The sequence below is a fragment of the Rhodococcus sp. WWJCD1 genome (assembly GCF_002258735.1).
Classification (GTDB): domain Bacteria; phylum Actinomycetota; class Actinomycetes; order Mycobacteriales; family Mycobacteriaceae; genus Rhodococcoides.
This window is the reverse complement of sequence record NZ_NOXY01000026.1, coordinates 88,454-106,033: the sequence shown is the minus strand read 5'-3', so window position 1 is coordinate 106,033 and position 17,580 is coordinate 88,454. Positions and strand designations below refer to the sequence as shown.

Sequence of the window (17,580 nt, the reverse complement as noted above, 5' to 3'; positions counted from 1 at the left end):
ATGCTTCGGAACGTTTCCGAGACCTTTGCTTTCCCGCCACGGCCGTCGCCCAACCCATGCCTGCGCGATCGACGTATACGGAAAGGTACACTCGTCAACCGTGCTCGAGCGGGTTTGCCCGTACGTGCCAGCCTCCGTAGCTCAGGGGATAGAGCAAGGGCCTTCTAATCCCTTGGTCGCAGGTTCGAATCCTGCCGGGGGCACACTCTGACCAGTCGAAATGCACATCGCACTTTCGGTTCGCCGCGACCGATCCCAGCGAAGTCACTGGGTGACCGACGCGCGCCACAGCCCGACCATGGCATCCACCAGATCCGTCCCGAAGCCCGTCCACTCGCGGGGGTTGCTTCGCTCTCGCTCAGCGCTCATGTGGACCATCAGCTGCCTCACCATGTCTCCGCGCGTCCTGCGCACCGATTCCGGGAGATCGCCGACGCAGCTCCGCACTCCCTCCAGAATCCCACGTAGGGCAGGCGATTCCAGTGCGGTCTCGTAGACCAGTCCGCGCAGTGTCGGATCCGTCATCACCTGCGCACTGAACCGAGCGTAGGACGAGGACTCACCGATCGATGCGAGATGCTCGATGTAGGGAAGGACGAGGCACGACACCCAGTCACGAAGATCGGTAGACCCCTCGACCTCCGTCAGCATCCGGACGCGGCGCTCTTCGATAGGCCGCGCATGTTTCTCGACGATGGCCAGTACCAGGTCGTCCTTGGTCCCGAAGTGGTAGCCGACGGCCGAACTGTTCCGCTGTCCTGCACTCTCGCTGACCTGACGATTGGACACCGTGAACACGCCACGCTCGGCGAACAGCCGTTCGGCGGCCACCAGGATCACTTCGCGTGTGTCGTCGCTGTGCATGTGCACCCTTCCGTTTGCCATGTTCAATCACATGACTTAACTTATTTAAGTCAGCCGGTTTAAATACTTTACCAACCAATTACCAGAGGAGCGGCATGTCTGCAATTTCACCCGACGACACGGCACCGAAAACCCTCGGCACGAACGGGATTGTTGCAGTCCTGGCGTTTGCCGGCATCGTCGTCGCATTGATGCAAACACTCGTCATTCCGATCATTCCGCAGCTGCCGACACTGCTGAACGCCTCTGCAGCGAACACCGCGTGGGTCGTGACGGCAACGCTTCTGGCCGGCGCGGTTGCCGTCCCGGTGATGGGTCGCCTCGGCGACATGTTCGGCAAACGCCGCCTACTCCTGGTCGGACTCGCCCTTCTCGTGCTCGGTTCTGTCGTCGGTGCGCTCAGTGACACCGTCCTGCCCCTCATCGTCGGCCGGGTACTCCAGGGTCTCGCGTCGGGTGTGATCCCCCTCGGCATAAGCGTGATGCGCGACGTCCTACCCCGAGAGAAACTCGCCGGTTCCGTCGCTCTCATGAGCGCCTCGCTCGGAGTCGGCGGCGCGCTCGGCCTGCCGGCCGCCGCGTTGATCGCGGAGTACGCCGACTGGCACTTCCTGTTCTGGACGTCGGCCGCTCTCGGCGTCGTCGTTACCGTTCTCGTCGTTCTTGTCGTCCCCGAATCGACGGTACGAGCAGGGGGCAGCTTCGACTTCCCCGGTGCCGCGGCACTGTCGATCGCGCTCGTGTCGTTGCTTCTCGCGATATCGAAGGGTTCGAGTTGGGGCTGGACCAGCGGAACGACGATGGGGATGCTCGCGCTCTCCCTCGCTGCGTTTCTGTTCTGGGGTTGGTGGGAGCTACGCACACCGCTACCCCTCGTCGACCTCCGAGTGACCATGCGGCGCCAGATCCTGTTCACGAACCTGTCTTCGATCGCCATCGGATTCGCTTTGTTCGCAATGTCTCTGGTCTTCCCTCAGGTTCTGCAACTGCCCACCGAGACCGGATACGGACTGGGCCAGTCGATTCTCGCCGCGGGTTTGGTCATGGCCCCCTCGGGCATCGTCATGATGTTCGTCGCGCCGCTGTCGGCCCGCATCACCACTACGCGCGGACCGAAGACGACACTGATGCTGGGTGCTGCGGTGATCGCGGCCGGCTACCTCGTCGGTGCTGTCACGCTCGGTGCCGTCTGGCTCCTGGTCCTGATCTCGTTGGTGATCGGCGCAGGCATCGGCCTGGCGTACGGCGCGATGCCTGCACTCATCATGGGCGCGGTCCCGGCGTCGGAAACCGGGGCAGCCAACAGCTTCAACACGCTGATGCGTTCTCTCGGAACATCGTTCGCCAGCGCGGTCGCCGGCGTCATTCTGGCTCAGCTCACCGTCAGTGCCGGCGGCCGGGAGATTCCGTCGGAAGCGGCTTTCCACGTCACAATGGGCGTGGCGGCCGGTGCCGCCGTACTGTCTTTGGTCCTGGCCGGTTTCATCCCAACGTTGCGTGCGGCACCAGCGCGTACCGTCATCGCAACCGAGGTACCCGAGCTCACTCGAGAACGATGACTACGCCCTGACCAGCGCGAACGTAATCCGTCCCAGCTCGCTGTGGTTGACTTGGAGGTAACGAAGGGTCACACGTGCATCAGCTCACTCTCGGAGTCCTCTCACGTTCGCGCAAGCCCGATGAGCGTCGACTACCGATTCATCCACTGCATTTCGATCGAATCGACGCCGATATCCTCGCCCGGATGTTCGTCGAATCCGGCTACGGCGAACCGTTCGGAATTTCGGACGAGCACCTGGCCGGCCAAGTAGGAGGCATTCGCACACGCGAGGAGCTCATCGCCGAGTGCGATGTGATTCTGTTGCCCAAGCCGCAGGCGGAGGATCTTGCATCCTTACGCCCAGGGCAGACACTGTGGGGCTGGCCCCACTGTGTGCAGGACGAGAAGCTCACGCAGATCGCCGTCGATCGCAAGCTGACACTGATTGCCTTCGAGGCCATGAACCACTGGACCAACGAGGGTTCGTTCAATCTGCATGTCTTCCACAAGAACAACGAATTGGCCGGCTACTGCTCCGTGCTGCATGCACTGCAACTGATCGGGTCCACCGGCGACTACGGCCGCCGGTTGCGTGCTGCGGTCATCGGCTTCGGAGCCACCGCTCGCGGTGCGGTCACCGCACTCAACGCCCACGGCATTCACGATGTGGACGTTCTCACCCAACGCGGAGTCACTGCGGTCAGTTCGCCGATCCATTCGGCCAACATCGTCAATTTCGATCTCGACGACGCCGACCCTCGCCAGAGTCGAGCACTCACTCCGGACGGTCGAGTACCACTGTCACACTTCCTGGCCGACCATGACGTCATCGTCAATTGTGTTCTACAGGATACCAATTCACCATTGACGTTCCTGACGAACCAGGACCTACCCACCCTCGCACCGGGGACCCTCGTGGTGGACGTCTCCTGCGACGAGGGTATGGGATTCGAGTGGGCCAAGCCCACGGCGTTCGCCGATCCCATGTTCACAGTGGGCGACAACGTGCGGTACTACGCCGTCGACCACAGTCCGTCCTATCTGTGGAATTCGGCCACCTGGGAGATCAGCGAATCGCTGCTGCCGTACTTGCGGATCGTGCTCGACGGCCCCTCGGCGTGGAGCGCCGATTCCACCATCGAGCGATCGATCGAGATCCGGGGCGGCGTCATCGTCAACCCCAATATCCTTGCCTTCCAACATCGCAGTGCGGAGTACCCGCACACTGCAGCGTGAACGACAGCGCGACATGAGCATCACCTGGGTCGAGGACGGGAGCGAACGCACCTCCCGCTGGCAGTCGGAGAACGGCGCTCCCGCGCCTCGTGCGGTGCGCATCGTCGACGATTCGACGACCGCAGACGTGGCCTACAAGCTGGCCACGATCGGCGAAGCTCTGCTGTGGCGCGGTGACTACAACAATGCGCGACAACTGTTGTCCGCGATGACCCGTCGGGTTCCGCCCGCCAAACGGTCGCTCGATGCGTCGCCCGCCGAGCAGTTTCATCTGCATCGCCAAAACCAGGCGCGCCGCGCTCGAGTGCTCGGAATGCTTCTGGTGGAACTCGATTCGAGTGCCCGCCTCGATCTCGGCCGGGCACCGGATGTCCAGGCCGCAGTGTCGGAGGCCATCGGCCCCGATGCCGCGCCGTGCGTGCTCTCGTTGCGCGAACTCCTCGGCATGGTCGGCGCACACGAGTGGCGTCGCAAGGGCGTCTTCGTCCCGGCTCTCGACGCCTCGATCCACCCGCACTACGGGGTCTTCTCCCCCATTCGCGGCGAGTACATCCAACTCGTCGCCGACGCACCACTGCCTCCCACGGACCGCGCGTTCGACATCGGTACCGGCTCGGGCGTTCTGGCTGCAGTACTCGCCCGCCGCGGCGTGAGCTCGGTGGTCGCCACCGACAAGGACCCGCGGGCGGTCGCCTGTGCACGAGAGAACATCGACGCACTCGGTTGCACCGATCGAGTCGAGGTGGTGCAGACCGACATCTTCCCGACCGGGCGCGCGGGATTGATCGTGTGCAATCCGCCCTGGATTCCCACGAAGCCGACGTCGGGCATCGAGCACGCGGTCTACGACCCGGGCTCGCGGATGCTCAAGTCGTTCCTGAGCCGCCTCGGTGGGCACCTGACACCGAACGGCGAAGCATGGTTGGTTCTGTCCGATCTCGCCGAACTGCTCGGATTGGTCACGCGCGCAGACCTTCTCGGGGCTTTCGACGCTGCAGGGCTGGTGGTTGTCGACCGTAGCGACACCACACCGACGCACTCGCGAGTCACCGACTCCTCCGATGTGCTGCACGAGGCCCGCTCGCGCGAGACGACGTCACTGTGGAGACTGCACCGCCGCTAGATACGACGAAGCCGCCCGAGCATTACTCGGGCGGCTTTGTCGATAGTGCTCTACCTCAACGACGGTCGCGAGTCTCGAACTCTCCGTTGATCACGGTGCCCAGCGGGGCGTCACGCTCCGCTTTCTTCGCCGCTTCCCGCATTTCGATGCCATCGGTGATCAGGTCTCCGATTTCACGGGTGACATCGCGGACGGCTCCGGTGATGATCACCACGATCCGGCCGACGTGATTGGCGGCAGATTCGGTGAACTCCTGCACGGTGTCCTTGTTGCGCTCGAACTTTCCCACCAACAGGACCGCCCCCTTCGAAGTCGTCACGCTGCGCTGGTCTTCTTACGCTCGACGATAACACTGGCCGGAGCTGCCGACCCCGTGAGCGAATTGGGCAGGGCGAGCTTGAAGATCTTGCCCCACACGGAACCGATCTGATGGAAGAAGCCGCCGGTGTTGTAGGGCAGGTCGTACTTCTCGCACAACGCCTTGACCTCGGGCGCGATCTGCGGGTAGCGATGCGCGGGCAGGTCCGGGAACAGGTGATGCTCGATCTGGTGCGAGAGGTTGCCCGACATGATGTGGAACAGCGGGGTTCCCTCGATGTTGGCCGATCCCAACATCTGACGCACGTACCACTCGCCGCGGCTCTCGTCGGCGGTCTCCTCCTGGCTGAAGGTCTGGACTCCGGTCGGGAAGTGGCCACAGAAGATGATCGAGTAGGTCCACACGTTGCGAATCAGGTTCGCAGCAACGTTTCCGACCACGGTGGACGCGAAGAACGGTCCGGTCAGCGCCGGGAAGATCACGTAGTCCTTGAGCGCCTGCTTGCCCGCCTTGCGCCACATGCCCTGCAGCAGCGGCTTGACGTCGTGCCACTTGCGCTTGCCCGCGACGATGTTCTCGGTCTCGAGGTCGTGGAGCATGACGCCCCACTCGAAGAACGTCATCAACAGGAACGCATACACCGGGTTGCCCAGGTAGTACGGATTCCATTTCTGTTCCTGGTCCATCCGCAGGATGCCGTAGCCGATGTCGCGGTCCATACCGACGATGTTGGTGAAGGTGTGGTGCATGTAGTTGTGCGAATGCTTCCACTGGTCTGCGGGGCAGACGGTGTCCCACTCGAACACCTCGGAGTTCAGACCGGGCTCGCGCATCCAGTCGTACTGGCCGTGCATGACGTTGTGGCCGATCTCCATGTTGTCGAGGATCTTCGCAACGCCGAGGGCACCGACACCGGCGAGCCATGCCGGCGGGAGGAACGGCAGGTACATCAACGCGCGTCCGGTGATCTCCAGGCCGCGCTGCGCTTTGATGATCTTGTAGATGTATTCGCGGTCCTCGTCGCCGAGCTTGGCGACGGTTCGGGCACGCAGGTCGTCGAGCTCACGGCCGAGCTCCTCGACCTGTTCGTAGGTCAGCACGGTAGGCGCGTCCGGCAGTGTCTCGTTGCGGCGAAACGGTAGGACCGCGGTGGGCAGGATCGAGAGAATCGTTCCGAGCATCTGATGATCTCCAATTCGATCGGGTCGAGATGGTCTGTGTGTCGAAATGTCTTGGGTGGACCTAGATGTCGATGTCGACGTCGCCGACGGCGACGGACACGCAGAGCTGAATCTTCTTGTCGGATTCGGTGTCGGTCTCGCCGGTCTTGATGTTCTTGGTGCAGCCGGACTTCTTCACCGAGGTGCAGGTGAAGCAGATTCCCATCCGGCACCCGTTGGCCGGCGAGAGACCAGCGGCCTCTGCCTGCTCGAGCAGCGTTTCGCCGTCGTTCTCCGAGGACACATCGCTCCCGGAGAACGTGGTGACTCCGGTGACGTCGTCGCCGACGGTGGCGAACGACGGCGTGAACTCCTCGAGGTGCAGTCGCTCGCCGAGGCCTGCGTCGTAGAAGAAAGACCTCACGCCCTTCATGAGTCCGGGAGGGCCGCACAGGAACGTGTCCGCGTCTGCGAACCACGGTGCCACGGCATCGAGGTGCTCCTGGCCGAAGAACCCGTACAGGTCGCCGCCCGTCTTCTGCTCGGTGTACGCGAAGACGATGTTCACGTTCTCGTGCTCGGCGGCGATCTTCTCCAGGTCCTTCTTGTACGCGACGTCGTTCTCGGTGAACGCGTAGTGCAGGAAGGTCAGGTCGCTGCTGTACCCCTCGTCCAGCAGCGACCTGAGCATCGACAACACCGGCGTGATGCCGCTGCCACCGCTGATCAGCAACGTCTTCGCCGGGCGTGGTTGGGGAAGCTCGAACGTGCCGTCGGCCTGCGACAGGCTGACCACGAGGCCGACATGCGCGTTCTTGTGCAGGTACTGCGACACCAGGCCTTCGGGATGCGCCTTGATCGTCAGTTCGATCCGGCCGTCCTTGCGGTACTGCGAGCAGGCGGGCGAGTAACAGCGCGTCTGCCGAACACCGTCGATGACGACACCGACCTGGACGAACTGACCCGCCTTGAAGCCCTTCCACTGACGTGTCGGGCGGATGGTGAGCGTCAACGAGTCTTCGGTGGACCGGTGTATCTCGGTCACTTCTCCGCGTAGGTCGCGAACCGTCGTCATAGGATCGACGAGCTCGAGGTACCGATCGAGCGCGTGGGGTGTGGCCATGGCCTCGAACAGGGAAAGAAGCGAGAACTTGCGCGAACCCGACGTTCGCGACGGACGTTCTTGAAGCGTCATTCCATCCTCCCTAACCGGATCGAAACCAACGACCCATTCAGTGAACGATTGTGCACTAACATGAGTGTGACAGAGCGACACCGGTACCTGTCAACGTTTATGTGACCGTCGTTACACAGCAAAAACGGCCGTCGACGGGGGTCCGGGTAGAACCGGAAGGAAGGTCACAGAATGCGCGCCCATAAACTGGACGTTGTGACAGAACCGGGGACCCGCGCCGAGCGCAAGGAGCGCACGCGCCAAGCCCTCATCGAGGGCACCCTCGACCTGCTACGCGAACGATCCTTCGCCAGTGTCAGCCTGCGCGAGGTCGCCCGATCGGCCGGCATCGTTCCCACTGCGTTCTACCGCCACTTCGCCTCGATGGAGGATCTGGGCGTCGCTCTCGTCGAGGACAGCATGCGCATGCTGCGGCAGATGTTGCGCGATGCCCGTCGCAACCCGAGCGCCAAGACGGCCACCGAATCCTTCGGCATCCTGGTCCGCCAGGTTCGCAGCCACGAGGATCAGTTCCGTTTTCTCAGTCGCGAGCGGTACGGCGGCGTCACCGAGGTTCGTCGTGCCTTCGCCACCGAGCTGCGACTGTTCGTCAGTGAGCTGACGATCGATCTCTCCCGGATGCCCGGTCTCGAGCAGTGGGACGTCGCCGATCTGGAGATGACCGCCGATCTGCTCGTCTCGACCATGCTCACTGCGGTGGTCGGCCTGTTGGAAATCGACAGACCGGGTAGTCAGAACGAGAAGGATCTGATCGAGCGAACCGAGAAGCAGATCCGCATGATCATGCTCGGGATGAGCCGATGGGAACCACGGCGGGCTTGACCGTTCGAGAAGAACACGTCCACGAAGGGAAGTTCATGTCCGAGGTAAGTGTCGGCGCGTACGTATTCGAAGTTGCGATGGCGGGCCCCTCGGATGGAGTTCCAGTCGTTGCGCTGCACGGCTTTCCGCAAACCAACGCGTCGTGGACCAGCGTGACCCCCGGACTCGTCGCCGCGGGTTGTCGCGTGATCGCGCCCAATCAGCGGGGATACTCCCCCGGAGCCCGGCCGATCGGGGTCGAGCACTATCGCATCGAGCAGCTCACCGGTGACATCCTCGGTTTGCTCGACGCGCTCGATCTACCGTCGGCGCACCTGGTCGGACACGACTGGGGTGCGGTGGTTGCCTGGCACCTGGCGGCCGAGCACCCCGATCGTGTCCGCACGCTCACCGCGGCATCGGTTCCGCATTCGGCGGCGTTCAACTGGGCCATCCGCGAGGATCCGGATCAGCAGGAGCGGTCGCAGTACTTCGGCCTGCTCCGGAAGCCGGAGAAGGCCGAGCGAGTTCTGGTGGAGAACGACGCACAGCGTCTGCGCGCGATGTTCGGTGCCGAGAGCCTCGACGACGAGTACGTTCGGCATCTCACCGTCCCCGGGGCACTGACGGCCGCATCGAGTTGGTACGCCGCGATGACCAGGGAGTTCGCGAACCTCCCTCCGGTGACCGTCCCCACCACGTACGTCTGGAGCAACGGCGACACCGCCATCGGCCGAGCCGGTGCCGAGCGCTGCGGCGAATTCGTCGATGCGCCGTACCGATTCGTCGAACTCGACGGCATCTCCCATTGGATCCCCGAGGAAGCCCCCGGGGAACTCACGACCGAGATCCTGGCCCGTATCGACTCCGCTTAGACCTGCTCCGGAGCCCGCACCTTCAGCAACGCCAGCAGACCGGCGGCAAGGACGATGATCAGCCCGGCGATACCTGCCCGGTCGGCGTCGAACATCCACACGAACAGGCCGAACAGGGACGGCGCGAGGAACGACGCGGCACGACCCGTTGTCGCGAACAGTCCGAAGAACTGACCTTCTCGCCCAGGAGGTGCCAGTCGGGCCAGGAAGGTACGCGCAGAGGATTGTGCGGGCCCCACGAACAGGCACAGGATCAGCCCGAAGATCCAGAACATCGTCGGTCCCGACACGAACAGCAGAACGGTGCCGGCCGCGATCATGGACGTGAGCGAGAAGACGATGACCTTCTTGGGTCCGATTCTGTCGTCGAACCGGCCGGCGACGATGGCACCGAGGCCTGCGATGACGTTGGCGGCGACGCCGAACAGCAGTACGTCCGCCGCGCCGATGCCGTAGACGCTGACGGCGAGAACGGCCCCGAAGGTGAAGACACCTGCCAGTCCGTCTCGGAACAGTGCGCTGGCGATCAGGTAGTAGACGGCGCGCCGGTCTGCACTCCACAACTCGCGCACATCGCGAAAGAGGACGCGATAGGACTCCGCGAACCCGGCCTGTCCAGCCGTGGGATCGGCAACGGCCCTGGGCACTTCGGGAACTGCGAACATCACCGGGATGGCCGAGACCGCGAACCATACGGCCGCGAGTACGGCGACGAGTCTGATGTTCAGGCCACCGTCGGTGGTCAACCCCAGCAAGCCCCGAGTGTCGCCGGCGCCGACGATGAAGCCCACGTAGCACAGGAGAAGCAGCACGATCCCACCGAAATAGCCCATCGCCCAACCGAATCCGGATACGCGACCTATGTTCTCCGGAGTGGAGACCTGCCGCAGCATCGAGTTGTACGGGATGCTGGCCAACTCGAACATGATGGATCCGAGACCGAGCAGCAACAGACCGAGCCAGAGATAGTGATAGTTGTCCTGCACGAAGAACAGACCGGCCATGGCCACGACGGTCAGTCCGGTCAACACTCCCAGCAACCATCTCCGTTTGCCGCGCGCGTCGAAGTACTGCCCGCAGACCGGCGCGAGGAGCGCGATGACGACGCTCGACAGTGCGATGGACCAGCTGAACCAGGTGGTGGCCGAGATCGAGCCGGGCAGGTCGTCACCGACCGCATCGGTGAGATACACCGAGAACACGAACGTGAGAATCACGGCGTTGAACGCAGCCGAGCCCCAATCCCAGAATCCCCAGGCAGTGACCTGTTTACGAGTGGTTGCGACTCCGACGACGGCGGCCTCCGACTGGGTTCCCATGGTTGCCAACACTAGACCGCGGAATCCGAATTCTTTGGTGCACCTAGTTGCATAGTCACCACGTTGCATACATACTCTCGGTTGTGGCTTTGGAACACGCGATTCTGGTTTCCCTCACCGAGCTCAGTGGCTCGGGGTACGAGCTCGCCCGACGGTTCGACAAGTCCATCGGCTTCTTCTGGAGCGCAACACATCAGCAGATCTACCGGACGCTGACGCGGATGGACGGGGCCGGGTGGATCACCGGTGAGGCCGTCGCACAAGACGGCCGTCCCGACAAGAAGGTCTACTCGGTCGCCGCCGCGGGCCGCGCCGAGCTCGATCGCTGGATCGCGGCGCCGACCGATCCTTCGCAGCTACGCGAGGAACTCGCCGTCAAGATTCGCGGTGCCGCGAACGGTGACATCGACGCTTTGAAGGTCGAAGTCGCCCGCCATCGCGATGTTCATGCCACCCGCCTCGACGTCTACCGACTGATCGAGAAGCAGGACTTTCCGGCCCCCGCTGCCCTCACCGGCACCGCGTTGCACCAATACCTGGTGCTGCGAGGCGGAATTCGCGTCGAAGAAGGATTCACCGAGTGGTGCACCGAAGTATTGGAGAAGCTGTGAAGACCGAGCAGTCCGTTGGCCCCTATCCGATTCTGTTGTCGCCGTTGGACGTCGGTGCGACCACGCTGAAGAACCGGGTGATCATGGGCTCGATTCACACCGGCCTCGAAGACCGCGCACGAGACACCGGCCGTCTGGCGGCCTACTTCGCCGAGCGAGCCCGCGGCGGCGTCGCCCTTATCGTCACCGGCGGCTACGCCCCCAATCGCACCGGCTGGCTCCTGCCGTTCGGAGCCAAGCTGACCAACCGTCTCGAGGCCCGTCGGCACCGCCGGATCACCGCGGCGGTACACCGTGAGGGTGGCAAGATCGCGCTGCAAATCCTGCACGCCGGTCGCTACTCGTACCAACCGTTCAGCGTGTCGGCTTCCTCGATCAAGGCCCCCATCAACCCTTTTCGGCCGCGGCGGTTGACGTCGAGGGGCGTCCGCTGGCAGATCCGCAATTTCGTGCGTTGCGCCCGGCTCGCACAGAGCGCCGGATACGACGGCGTCGAGATCATGGGCGGCGAGGGATACTTCATCAATCAGTTCCTCTCCGAGCGCACCAACAAGCGGCGTGACGAGTGGGGCGGTTCGGCGGAGAATCGCCGTCGGATGGCCGTGGAGATCGTGCGACAGACGCGGGCTGCAGTGGGCCCGGACTTCCTCATCGTGTTCCGGCTGTCGATGGCCGACCTGGTGGAACAGGGCCAGAGCTGGAACGACATCGTTGCCCTGGCGGAGGATGTCGAGGCTGCAGGCGCGAACATCATCAATACCGACATCGGCTGGCACGAATCGCGGGTGCCGACCATCGTCACCTCGGTTCCGCGAGCAGCGTTTGCGGACATCACCGGCAAGCTGGAGAAGTACGTCACCATTCCCGTTGCGGCATCCAACCGCATCAACATGCCCGAGATCGCCGAGAACATTCTCGCCCGCGGAGACGCACAGCTGATCGCGATGGCCAGGCCGATGCTGGCCGATCCGTTCTGGGTCCAGAAGGCAGCCACCGACTCCGCGGACCAGATCAACACCTGCATTGCCTGCAATCAGGCCTGCCTCGACCACGCCTTCGTCCACAAGAAGGTCTCGTGCCTGGTCAACCCCCGTGCGGGCCGCGAGATCGACCTGCAATTGCTGCCGACGAAGAAGACGAAGAAGGTCGCGGTCGTCGGAGCCGGGCCCGCAGGCTTGGCCGCAGCCCTCAATCTCGCGCAACGCGGCCATGCGGTCAGCCTGTTCGAGGCCAGAAGCGAGATCGGCGGTCAGTTCGGTATCGCGCGGCTGATTCCCGGCAAGGAGGAATTCGCAGAGACGATCCGCTATTTCTCCAGCGCGCTCCGCACCGCCGACGTCGCCGTCCACTTGGGCAGCCGAGTCTCAGCCGCGGAGCTGATTGCCGGCGAATTCGACGAGGTGGTGCTGGCTACCGGCGTCACTCCCCGGATTCCGAGCATCCCCGGCATCGAACACCCCTCGGTGTTGTCGTATGCAGAACTGGTTCGGGACGGCAAGCCGGTCGGTGATCGGGTTGCGGTCATCGGAGCCGGCGGAATCGGCATCGACATCTCCGAGTTCCTCACCACCGACGCCTCCCCCACGCTGGACCTGAAGGAATGGAAGCAGGAGTGGGGCGTCACCGAGCCCGAGGCCGCGCCAGGAGCGTTGACCACACCGGTGCCCGCGCAGTCACCGCGTGAGGTGTATCTGCTGCAGCGCAAGCCGGGACGCATCGGCGCAGGGCTGGCCAAGACGACGGGTTGGGTTCACCGCGCCGCTCTAAAAGCCAAAGGCGTGCATCAGCTTTCAGGCGTCAACTACGAGAGAATCGACGACGCGGGCCTGCACATCTCGTTCGGCGAGAAGCATGAGCGCGCGCGTCTGCTCGAGGTCGACACCATCGTTATCTGCGCGGGCCAGGAGTCGGTTCGCGATCTGGTCGACGAGCTGAAGGCCGCGGGTACCACCACGCACATCATCGGCGGTGCGGACGTCGCGGCCGAGCTGGACGCCAAACGGGCGATAGAGCAAGGCACCCGGCTCGCGGCCACGATCTGATCTGTCCGCTAGCCTGTCTCACCGTGAGCCTGCCCAAGCCCAACCCCGATGCCCGCGCCGTCGTCACCGGAGCCTCTTCCGGTATCGGTGAAGCCCTGGCCACCGAACTCGCCGCCCGTGGTCACTCGCTGATCGTGGTGGCTCGACGCGGCGAGCTGCTCGAGGCGTTGGCTGCGAAGCTCACGGCCGAACACGGCGTTGCCGTCGAGGTGCGTCAGTCGGATCTGTCGAATCGTGAGCAGCGGCAGGCACTGGTCACCGAGCTGTCCGAGCGCGAGATCTCCATCCTGTGCAACAACGCGGGCATCGCGACGTTCGGACCGGTGGCCGGTCTGGACCCGGCGTACGAGCGCGATCAGGTGGAGCTCAATGCCGTTGCCGTACACGACCTCACGCTCGCGGTCATGCCCGGCATGATCGGTCGCGGAGCAGGCGGAATCCTCATCACCGGATCTGCGGCGGGCAACATGGCCATCCCCAACAACGCGACCTACGCCGCGACCAAGGCCTTCGTCAACACCTTCTCGGAGTCGCTGCGCGGCGAGCTCGCGGGTACCGGCGTCAACGTCACGCTTCTCGCTCCGGGCCCGGTCCGCACCGAGACACCCGACCCGGCCGACGCCTCGATCGTGGACAAGATGGTTCCCGACTTCCTGTGGATCGACAGCGCCTACACCGCGAAGCTGTCCCTCGACGGCCTCGCGAAGAACAAGATGCGCGTCGTCCCGGGCCTGCTGAGCAAGGGTATGTCGGTCGCCGGGCAGTACAGCCCACGCAGCATCTCCGCACCGATCATCGGCAGCTTCTACAAGAAGCTCGGCAGCTAGCGCCGGCGCCGGCGTCCGGTTCCGAAGATACTGCGCGAGATTTCCCGCCCGGCAGCCGAAGCAGCCGATCGCAGGAAGCTCTTGACCGCCGGGTTGCCCATGATGCGCTCGGCAGCCGACGGGCCGTCAGGCTCGCTCGGGGGAAGGTCGGGCAGATCGGCAGGCAGCGGCGGGATGTCGAACTTCTCGGCCGGAGCGGGCACGTTCGCCACGCGCGCGTTCATCCGCTCGTAGGCCGACTCGCGATCGATCGTTTCACGGTACTTCGCGGACAGGGTGCTCGACGATGCGGCCGCGGCGATGGCGTCGTTGCCGATGGTGTCCATCAGTGAGCGGGGCGGACGAATCTTCGTCCACGCCACCGGTGTCGGCGCGCCTTTCTCCGAGAGCACCGTCACGATTGCTTCGCCGGTCCCCAACGACGTCAGCGCCTTTTCGAGGTCGTACGCGTCGGTCTTGGGGTACGTGCGCACCGTCTTGTTCAACGCCTTCTGATCATCGGGCGTGAAGGCGCGCAGAGCGTGCTGAATACGTGCGCCCAGTTGTGAGAGCACGTCGTTGGGAACGTCGGTTGGCAACTGCGTGCAGAAGAAGACGCCGACGCCCTTCGAGCGAATGAGCTTGACGGTCTGTTCCACCTGCTGCAGAAACGCCTTGGACGCATCGGCGAACAGCAGGTGTGCCTCGTCGAAGATGAAGACCAGCTTGGGCTTGTCGATGTCACCGACTTCGGGAAGCGTCTGGAACAGGTCGGCAAGCACCCACATCAAGAACGTGGAGAACATCACCGGCCGCGACGCCTGCGCCCCGAGCTCGAACAGAGTGATGACCCCTCTGCCGTCCGGTCCGACGCGAAGCAGGTCCTCGGTCTCGAGCTCCGGCTCACCGAAGAAGGTGTCTCCTCCGTCTGCCTCCAGGTTGACCAGCGCGCGCAGAATCACTCCTGCGGTGGCCGAGGAGACCCCGCCGATGCCCTTGAGATCTGCTTTCCCCTCGTCACTGGTCAGGTGCATGATCACCGACCGCAGGTCCTTGAGGTCGAGCAGGGCGAGCCCCTGGGAGTCGGCCCAGTGGAAGATCAGACCGAGGGTGGATTCCTGAGTATTGTTCAGCCCCAACACTTTACTCAGCAAGATCGGACCGAACGCCGTGATGGTGGCACGGACCGGCACTCCGATTCCCTCGGTGCCGAGAGAAAGAAACTCCACCGGGTGTCCGGCCGGAGCCCAGTCCGTGAGCCCGGTGTCCGCAGCGCGGCTCCGAATCTTCTCGTTGTCCTCGCCCGGCGCGGACAGTCCCGACAGATCGCCTTTGACATCGGCCATGACGACGGGAACCCCTGCCGCAGAGAGCTGTTCGGCAATCCCCTGCAGCGTCTTCGTCTTACCGGTTCCGGTGGCCCCGGCAACGAGACCGTGCCTGTTCAACGTGGCCAACGGAATTCGGATGCGAGCAGCGGGGTCGGTGACGCCGTCGAGAACCACGGTTCCCAGTTCCAGTGCGGCACCTGATGATGCGTAGCCGGCGGCAATCTCGGCAGCCTTGCCGTTCGCTGTCGGTGTCGACCCTTGTTCCGCGGCAAGCGCCTCGGCCTCGGCGGCGTCCGCTGCAGCCAGAGCTTCGGCAGCCACCCGTGCGGCTTCGACGGCCGCCGCCTTGGCCGCCTTCGCCCTCTCGGCAGGGCTGAGTGTGGGTGCCGGCTGGGTCGGGTCGACTGTCATGTCCGCGTCCTCCGTGAACGTGTGCTGGTGCTGAACTGGTTCGATCGCCACCGCAAACCCTAGTGGCATCACAGCTCGCACTAGTGTGGAGCGCGTGCAGGACAAACTCGTGTGGATCGACTGTGAAATGACCGGCTTGGACCTGAGCAAGGACAAGCTGATCGAAATTGCGGCGCTGGTGACCGACAGTGAGCTGAACATCCTCGGAGAGGGTGTCGACATCGTCATCCACGCCGATGACGACGCGTTGGCGAACATGCCTGCCGTCGTGATCGACATGCACGCCAAGTCGGGCTTGACCGACGAAGTGCGCGCATCGACGGTGACGCTGGAGGAAGCCGAGCAGCGCGTACTGGCGTACATCAAGGAGCACGTCCCGGTGGCCGGCACGGTTCCGCTCGCGGGAAACTCCATCGGGACCGATCGTGGATTCATCTCTCGCGACATGACCGCGCTCGACACCTACCTCCACTACCGAATGATCGACGTCAGCTCGATCAAGGAACTTTCCCGACGGTGGTACCCGCGGATCTACTACGGACAGCCGGCCAAGGGCCTTGCGCACCGTGCCCTGGCGGACATCAAGGAGTCGATCAAAGAACTGCAGTACTACCGCCGGACGGCCTTCGTGGCTCCGCCGGGGCCGTCTACCAGCGACATCGCGGCCGTTGTTCAGGATCTCGACACGCAACCGGGGGCGGATTAGCAACCGCGGATTCAACCCGCTAGTATTGTCGACGCTGCTGATGCAGAGCCCGAAAAGGTTCTGCGGACGCGTGCAATGGTGGGCGTAGTTCAGCTGGTAGAGCACCAGGTTGTGATCCTGGATGTCGCGGGTTCGAGTCCCGTCGCTCACCCCATACGAAGAAGGCCGGTCTCCTCGTGAGACCGGCCTTTTTCGTGCGTTCATTTCACACGTCTCAGACCGGCCGGAGGTGCCGACGCACCCACCCTTACCTCGAATTACGTTGTTGTAATTCAACTTTCAGGTTTCCTGTGGGGTTGATGTGACGTACGGTTACTAATGGCACTTTTGGGGAAGAAAAGTACCAATGTGATTCATGTGTTTTTTGCTACGTGAGTTCAGCGTGCCCCGAAGCGTCACCGAACATGTTCTTACGTCCTGCACGCACCCATCCGACGGTGCGCGGAGGACGCAGACGAGGAGGCTTTTCGTGGGTCGCAGAATGCACAGAGTCATAGCGGGTTCGATCTTGTCGGCAGCACTGTGCATCGGCACAACCGGCTTGCTCAGCCCAGCGGTGGCCACCGCTCAACCCACGATCGAACTACCTCAGATCCCGATCCCCCAGCCCGATGCCCAACAGCGGGCCGCGATTCTCGCCGCGGTGCTCGACGCCACCGGTGTTCTCATCAACCAGGTCGCGGCGATCGTTCTCGACGGCGACGTGCTGTCGGTACCGGATTCGCCGGACGCTCCGAGCACTGTCGATGTTCCCGAGATCGAACTACCGACCGCACCGCCGACCGTCGGTCTCGGCGGTGCCGTGCTGCCGATCGATGCAGGCAAATACCGCATCACCTCCGGCTACGGCGGACGCAACAACCCGACCGGCAACGGCGCGCAGTACCACCAGGGCGTGGACCTGGCCGCCGACAGCGGGACCCCCATCCATGCGGTGACCGGCGGAACCGTCGTTCAGGCCGGAGACGCGGGCGACGGCTACGGCAAGCTCGTTCGGGTCAAGAGCGGCAATACCGAGACCTACTACGGCCATCAGTCCAGCCTCGCGGTGTCGGTCGGCGACGAGGTGGCACCGGGAGACGTACTCGGCGCAGTCGGCAGCACCGGCAATTCGACAGGACCGCATCTGCACTTCGAGGTACGCAACAACGGCTCGAGCATCGAACCGGTGGCGTACCTGAAGACACTCGGCATAGATCCTTCGCTGTATCAAACCCGCGATCGAAGCTGACCCACCCGAT

General features: G+C 63.7%; 16 protein-coding genes and 2 tRNA genes. 12 read left to right on the top strand and 6 right to left on the bottom strand.

The genetic code is table 11. From position 1 onward, the window contains the following. Window positions 1-130 precede the first annotated feature (130 nt). A tRNA-Arg gene (locus tag CH286_RS18595) sits at window positions 131-203 on the top strand. A gap of 61 nt (window positions 204-264) precedes the next feature. Here CH286_RS18595 and CH286_RS18590 read toward each other — a convergent pair. Further along, on the bottom strand, window positions 265-864 hold the full coding sequence (locus CH286_RS18590) for a TetR/AcrR family transcriptional regulator (RefSeq protein ID WP_032402364.1): 600 nt from the start codon (window positions 862-864) through the stop codon (window positions 265-267). A 95-nt stretch (window positions 865-959) separates the two neighbouring features. Between CH286_RS18590 and CH286_RS18585 the strand changes: the two genes are divergently transcribed. From CH286_RS18585 to CH286_RS18575, 3 genes are all read left to right on the top strand, one after another. Next, on the top strand, window positions 960-2,423 hold the full coding sequence (locus tag CH286_RS18585) for an MFS transporter (protein ID WP_032402363.1): 1,464 nt from the start codon (window positions 960-962) through the stop codon (window positions 2,421-2,423). Between the two features lie 74 nt (window positions 2,424-2,497). Further along, window positions 2,498-3,640, top strand: a complete 1,143-nt coding sequence (locus CH286_RS18580; RefSeq protein WP_094610057.1) for a N(5)-(carboxyethyl)ornithine synthase — start codon at window positions 2,498-2,500, stop codon at window positions 3,638-3,640. 13 nt (window positions 3,641-3,653) lie between these two features. Next, window positions 3,654-4,763, top strand: a complete 1,110-nt coding sequence (locus CH286_RS18575) for a methyltransferase (RefSeq protein ID WP_094610120.1) — start codon at window positions 3,654-3,656, stop codon at window positions 4,761-4,763. 55 nt (window positions 4,764-4,818) lie between these two features. Here the strand turns inward: CH286_RS18575 and CH286_RS18570 are convergent, their stop codons facing one another. From CH286_RS18570 to CH286_RS18560, 3 genes are all read right to left on the bottom strand, one after another. Then, window positions 4,819-5,055 (bottom strand): hypothetical protein, encoded by a 237-nt coding sequence (locus CH286_RS18570; protein WP_032379604.1) that lies wholly within the window; start codon window positions 5,053-5,055, stop codon window positions 4,819-4,821. A 23-nt stretch (window positions 5,056-5,078) separates the two neighbouring features. Next, complete coding sequence (locus tag CH286_RS18565; protein ID WP_032402361.1) at window positions 5,079-6,263, bottom strand: fatty acid desaturase family protein; 1,185 nt, start codon at window positions 6,261-6,263, stop codon at window positions 5,079-5,081. Window positions 6,264-6,324: 61 nt separating this feature from the next. Beyond that, window positions 6,325-7,437, bottom strand: coding sequence for a ferredoxin reductase (locus CH286_RS18560; RefSeq protein WP_094610056.1), 1,113 nt, complete (start codon window positions 7,435-7,437; stop codon window positions 6,325-6,327). 171 nt (window positions 7,438-7,608) lie between these two features. Between CH286_RS18560 and CH286_RS18555 the strand changes: the two genes are divergently transcribed. Continuing rightward, window positions 7,609-8,259 (top strand): TetR family transcriptional regulator, encoded by a 651-nt coding sequence (locus tag CH286_RS18555; RefSeq protein WP_230592413.1) that lies wholly within the window; start codon window positions 7,609-7,611, stop codon window positions 8,257-8,259. A 35-nt stretch (window positions 8,260-8,294) separates the two neighbouring features. Beyond that, window positions 8,295-9,113, top strand: a complete 819-nt coding sequence (locus CH286_RS18550; RefSeq protein ID WP_032402526.1) for an alpha/beta fold hydrolase — start codon at window positions 8,295-8,297, stop codon at window positions 9,111-9,113. Here CH286_RS18550 and CH286_RS18545 read toward each other — a convergent pair. After that, entirely contained in the window at window positions 9,110-10,432 is a 1,323-nt protein-coding gene (locus CH286_RS18545; protein ID WP_094610118.1) for an MFS transporter, read from the bottom strand. The genes CH286_RS18550 and CH286_RS18545 overlap by 4 nt on opposite strands. A gap of 83 nt (window positions 10,433-10,515) precedes the next feature. On the opposite strand from CH286_RS18545, the gene CH286_RS18540 reads away from it, so the two are divergent. From CH286_RS18540 to cmrA, 3 genes are read left to right on the top strand one after another with little or no spacing between them, the layout of a single operon-like run. Continuing rightward, window positions 10,516-11,043 (top strand): PadR family transcriptional regulator, encoded by a 528-nt coding sequence (locus CH286_RS18540; RefSeq protein ID WP_032379248.1) that lies wholly within the window; start codon window positions 10,516-10,518, stop codon window positions 11,041-11,043. Beyond that, window positions 11,040-13,085, top strand: coding sequence for an FAD-dependent oxidoreductase (locus tag CH286_RS18535; RefSeq protein ID WP_094610055.1), 2,046 nt, complete (start codon window positions 11,040-11,042; stop codon window positions 13,083-13,085). Before CH286_RS18540 ends, CH286_RS18535 begins: the two co-directional genes overlap by 4 nt. A 23-nt stretch (window positions 13,086-13,108) precedes the next feature. Then, window positions 13,109-13,912: a mycolate reductase gene (cmrA, locus tag CH286_RS18530; protein WP_032379250.1), complete on the top strand. Its 804-nt coding sequence runs from the start codon at window positions 13,109-13,111 to the stop codon at window positions 13,910-13,912. Here the strand turns inward: cmrA and CH286_RS18525 are convergent. Next, window positions 13,909-15,633, bottom strand: a complete 1,725-nt coding sequence (locus CH286_RS18525) for a helicase HerA-like domain-containing protein (protein WP_037151309.1) — start codon at window positions 15,631-15,633, stop codon at window positions 13,909-13,911. The genes cmrA and CH286_RS18525 overlap by 4 nt on opposite strands. Window positions 15,634-15,727: 94 nt before the next feature. On the opposite strand from CH286_RS18525, the gene orn reads away from it, so the two are divergent. From orn to CH286_RS18510, 3 genes are all read left to right on the top strand, one after another. Then, entirely contained in the window at window positions 15,728-16,339 is a 612-nt protein-coding gene (gene orn, locus CH286_RS18520; protein WP_094610117.1) for an oligoribonuclease, read from the top strand. Window positions 16,340-16,417: 78 nt separating this feature from the next. Then, window positions 16,418-16,493 (top strand) — tRNA-His (locus tag CH286_RS18515). A 315-nt stretch (window positions 16,494-16,808) separates the two neighbouring features. Continuing rightward, window positions 16,809-17,570 carry a M23 family metallopeptidase gene (locus tag CH286_RS18510; protein ID WP_037177223.1) on the top strand — a complete coding sequence of 254 codons (762 nt, stop codon included), beginning with the start codon at window positions 16,809-16,811 and terminating at the stop codon, window positions 17,568-17,570. Window positions 17,571-17,580: the final 10 nt, after the last annotated feature.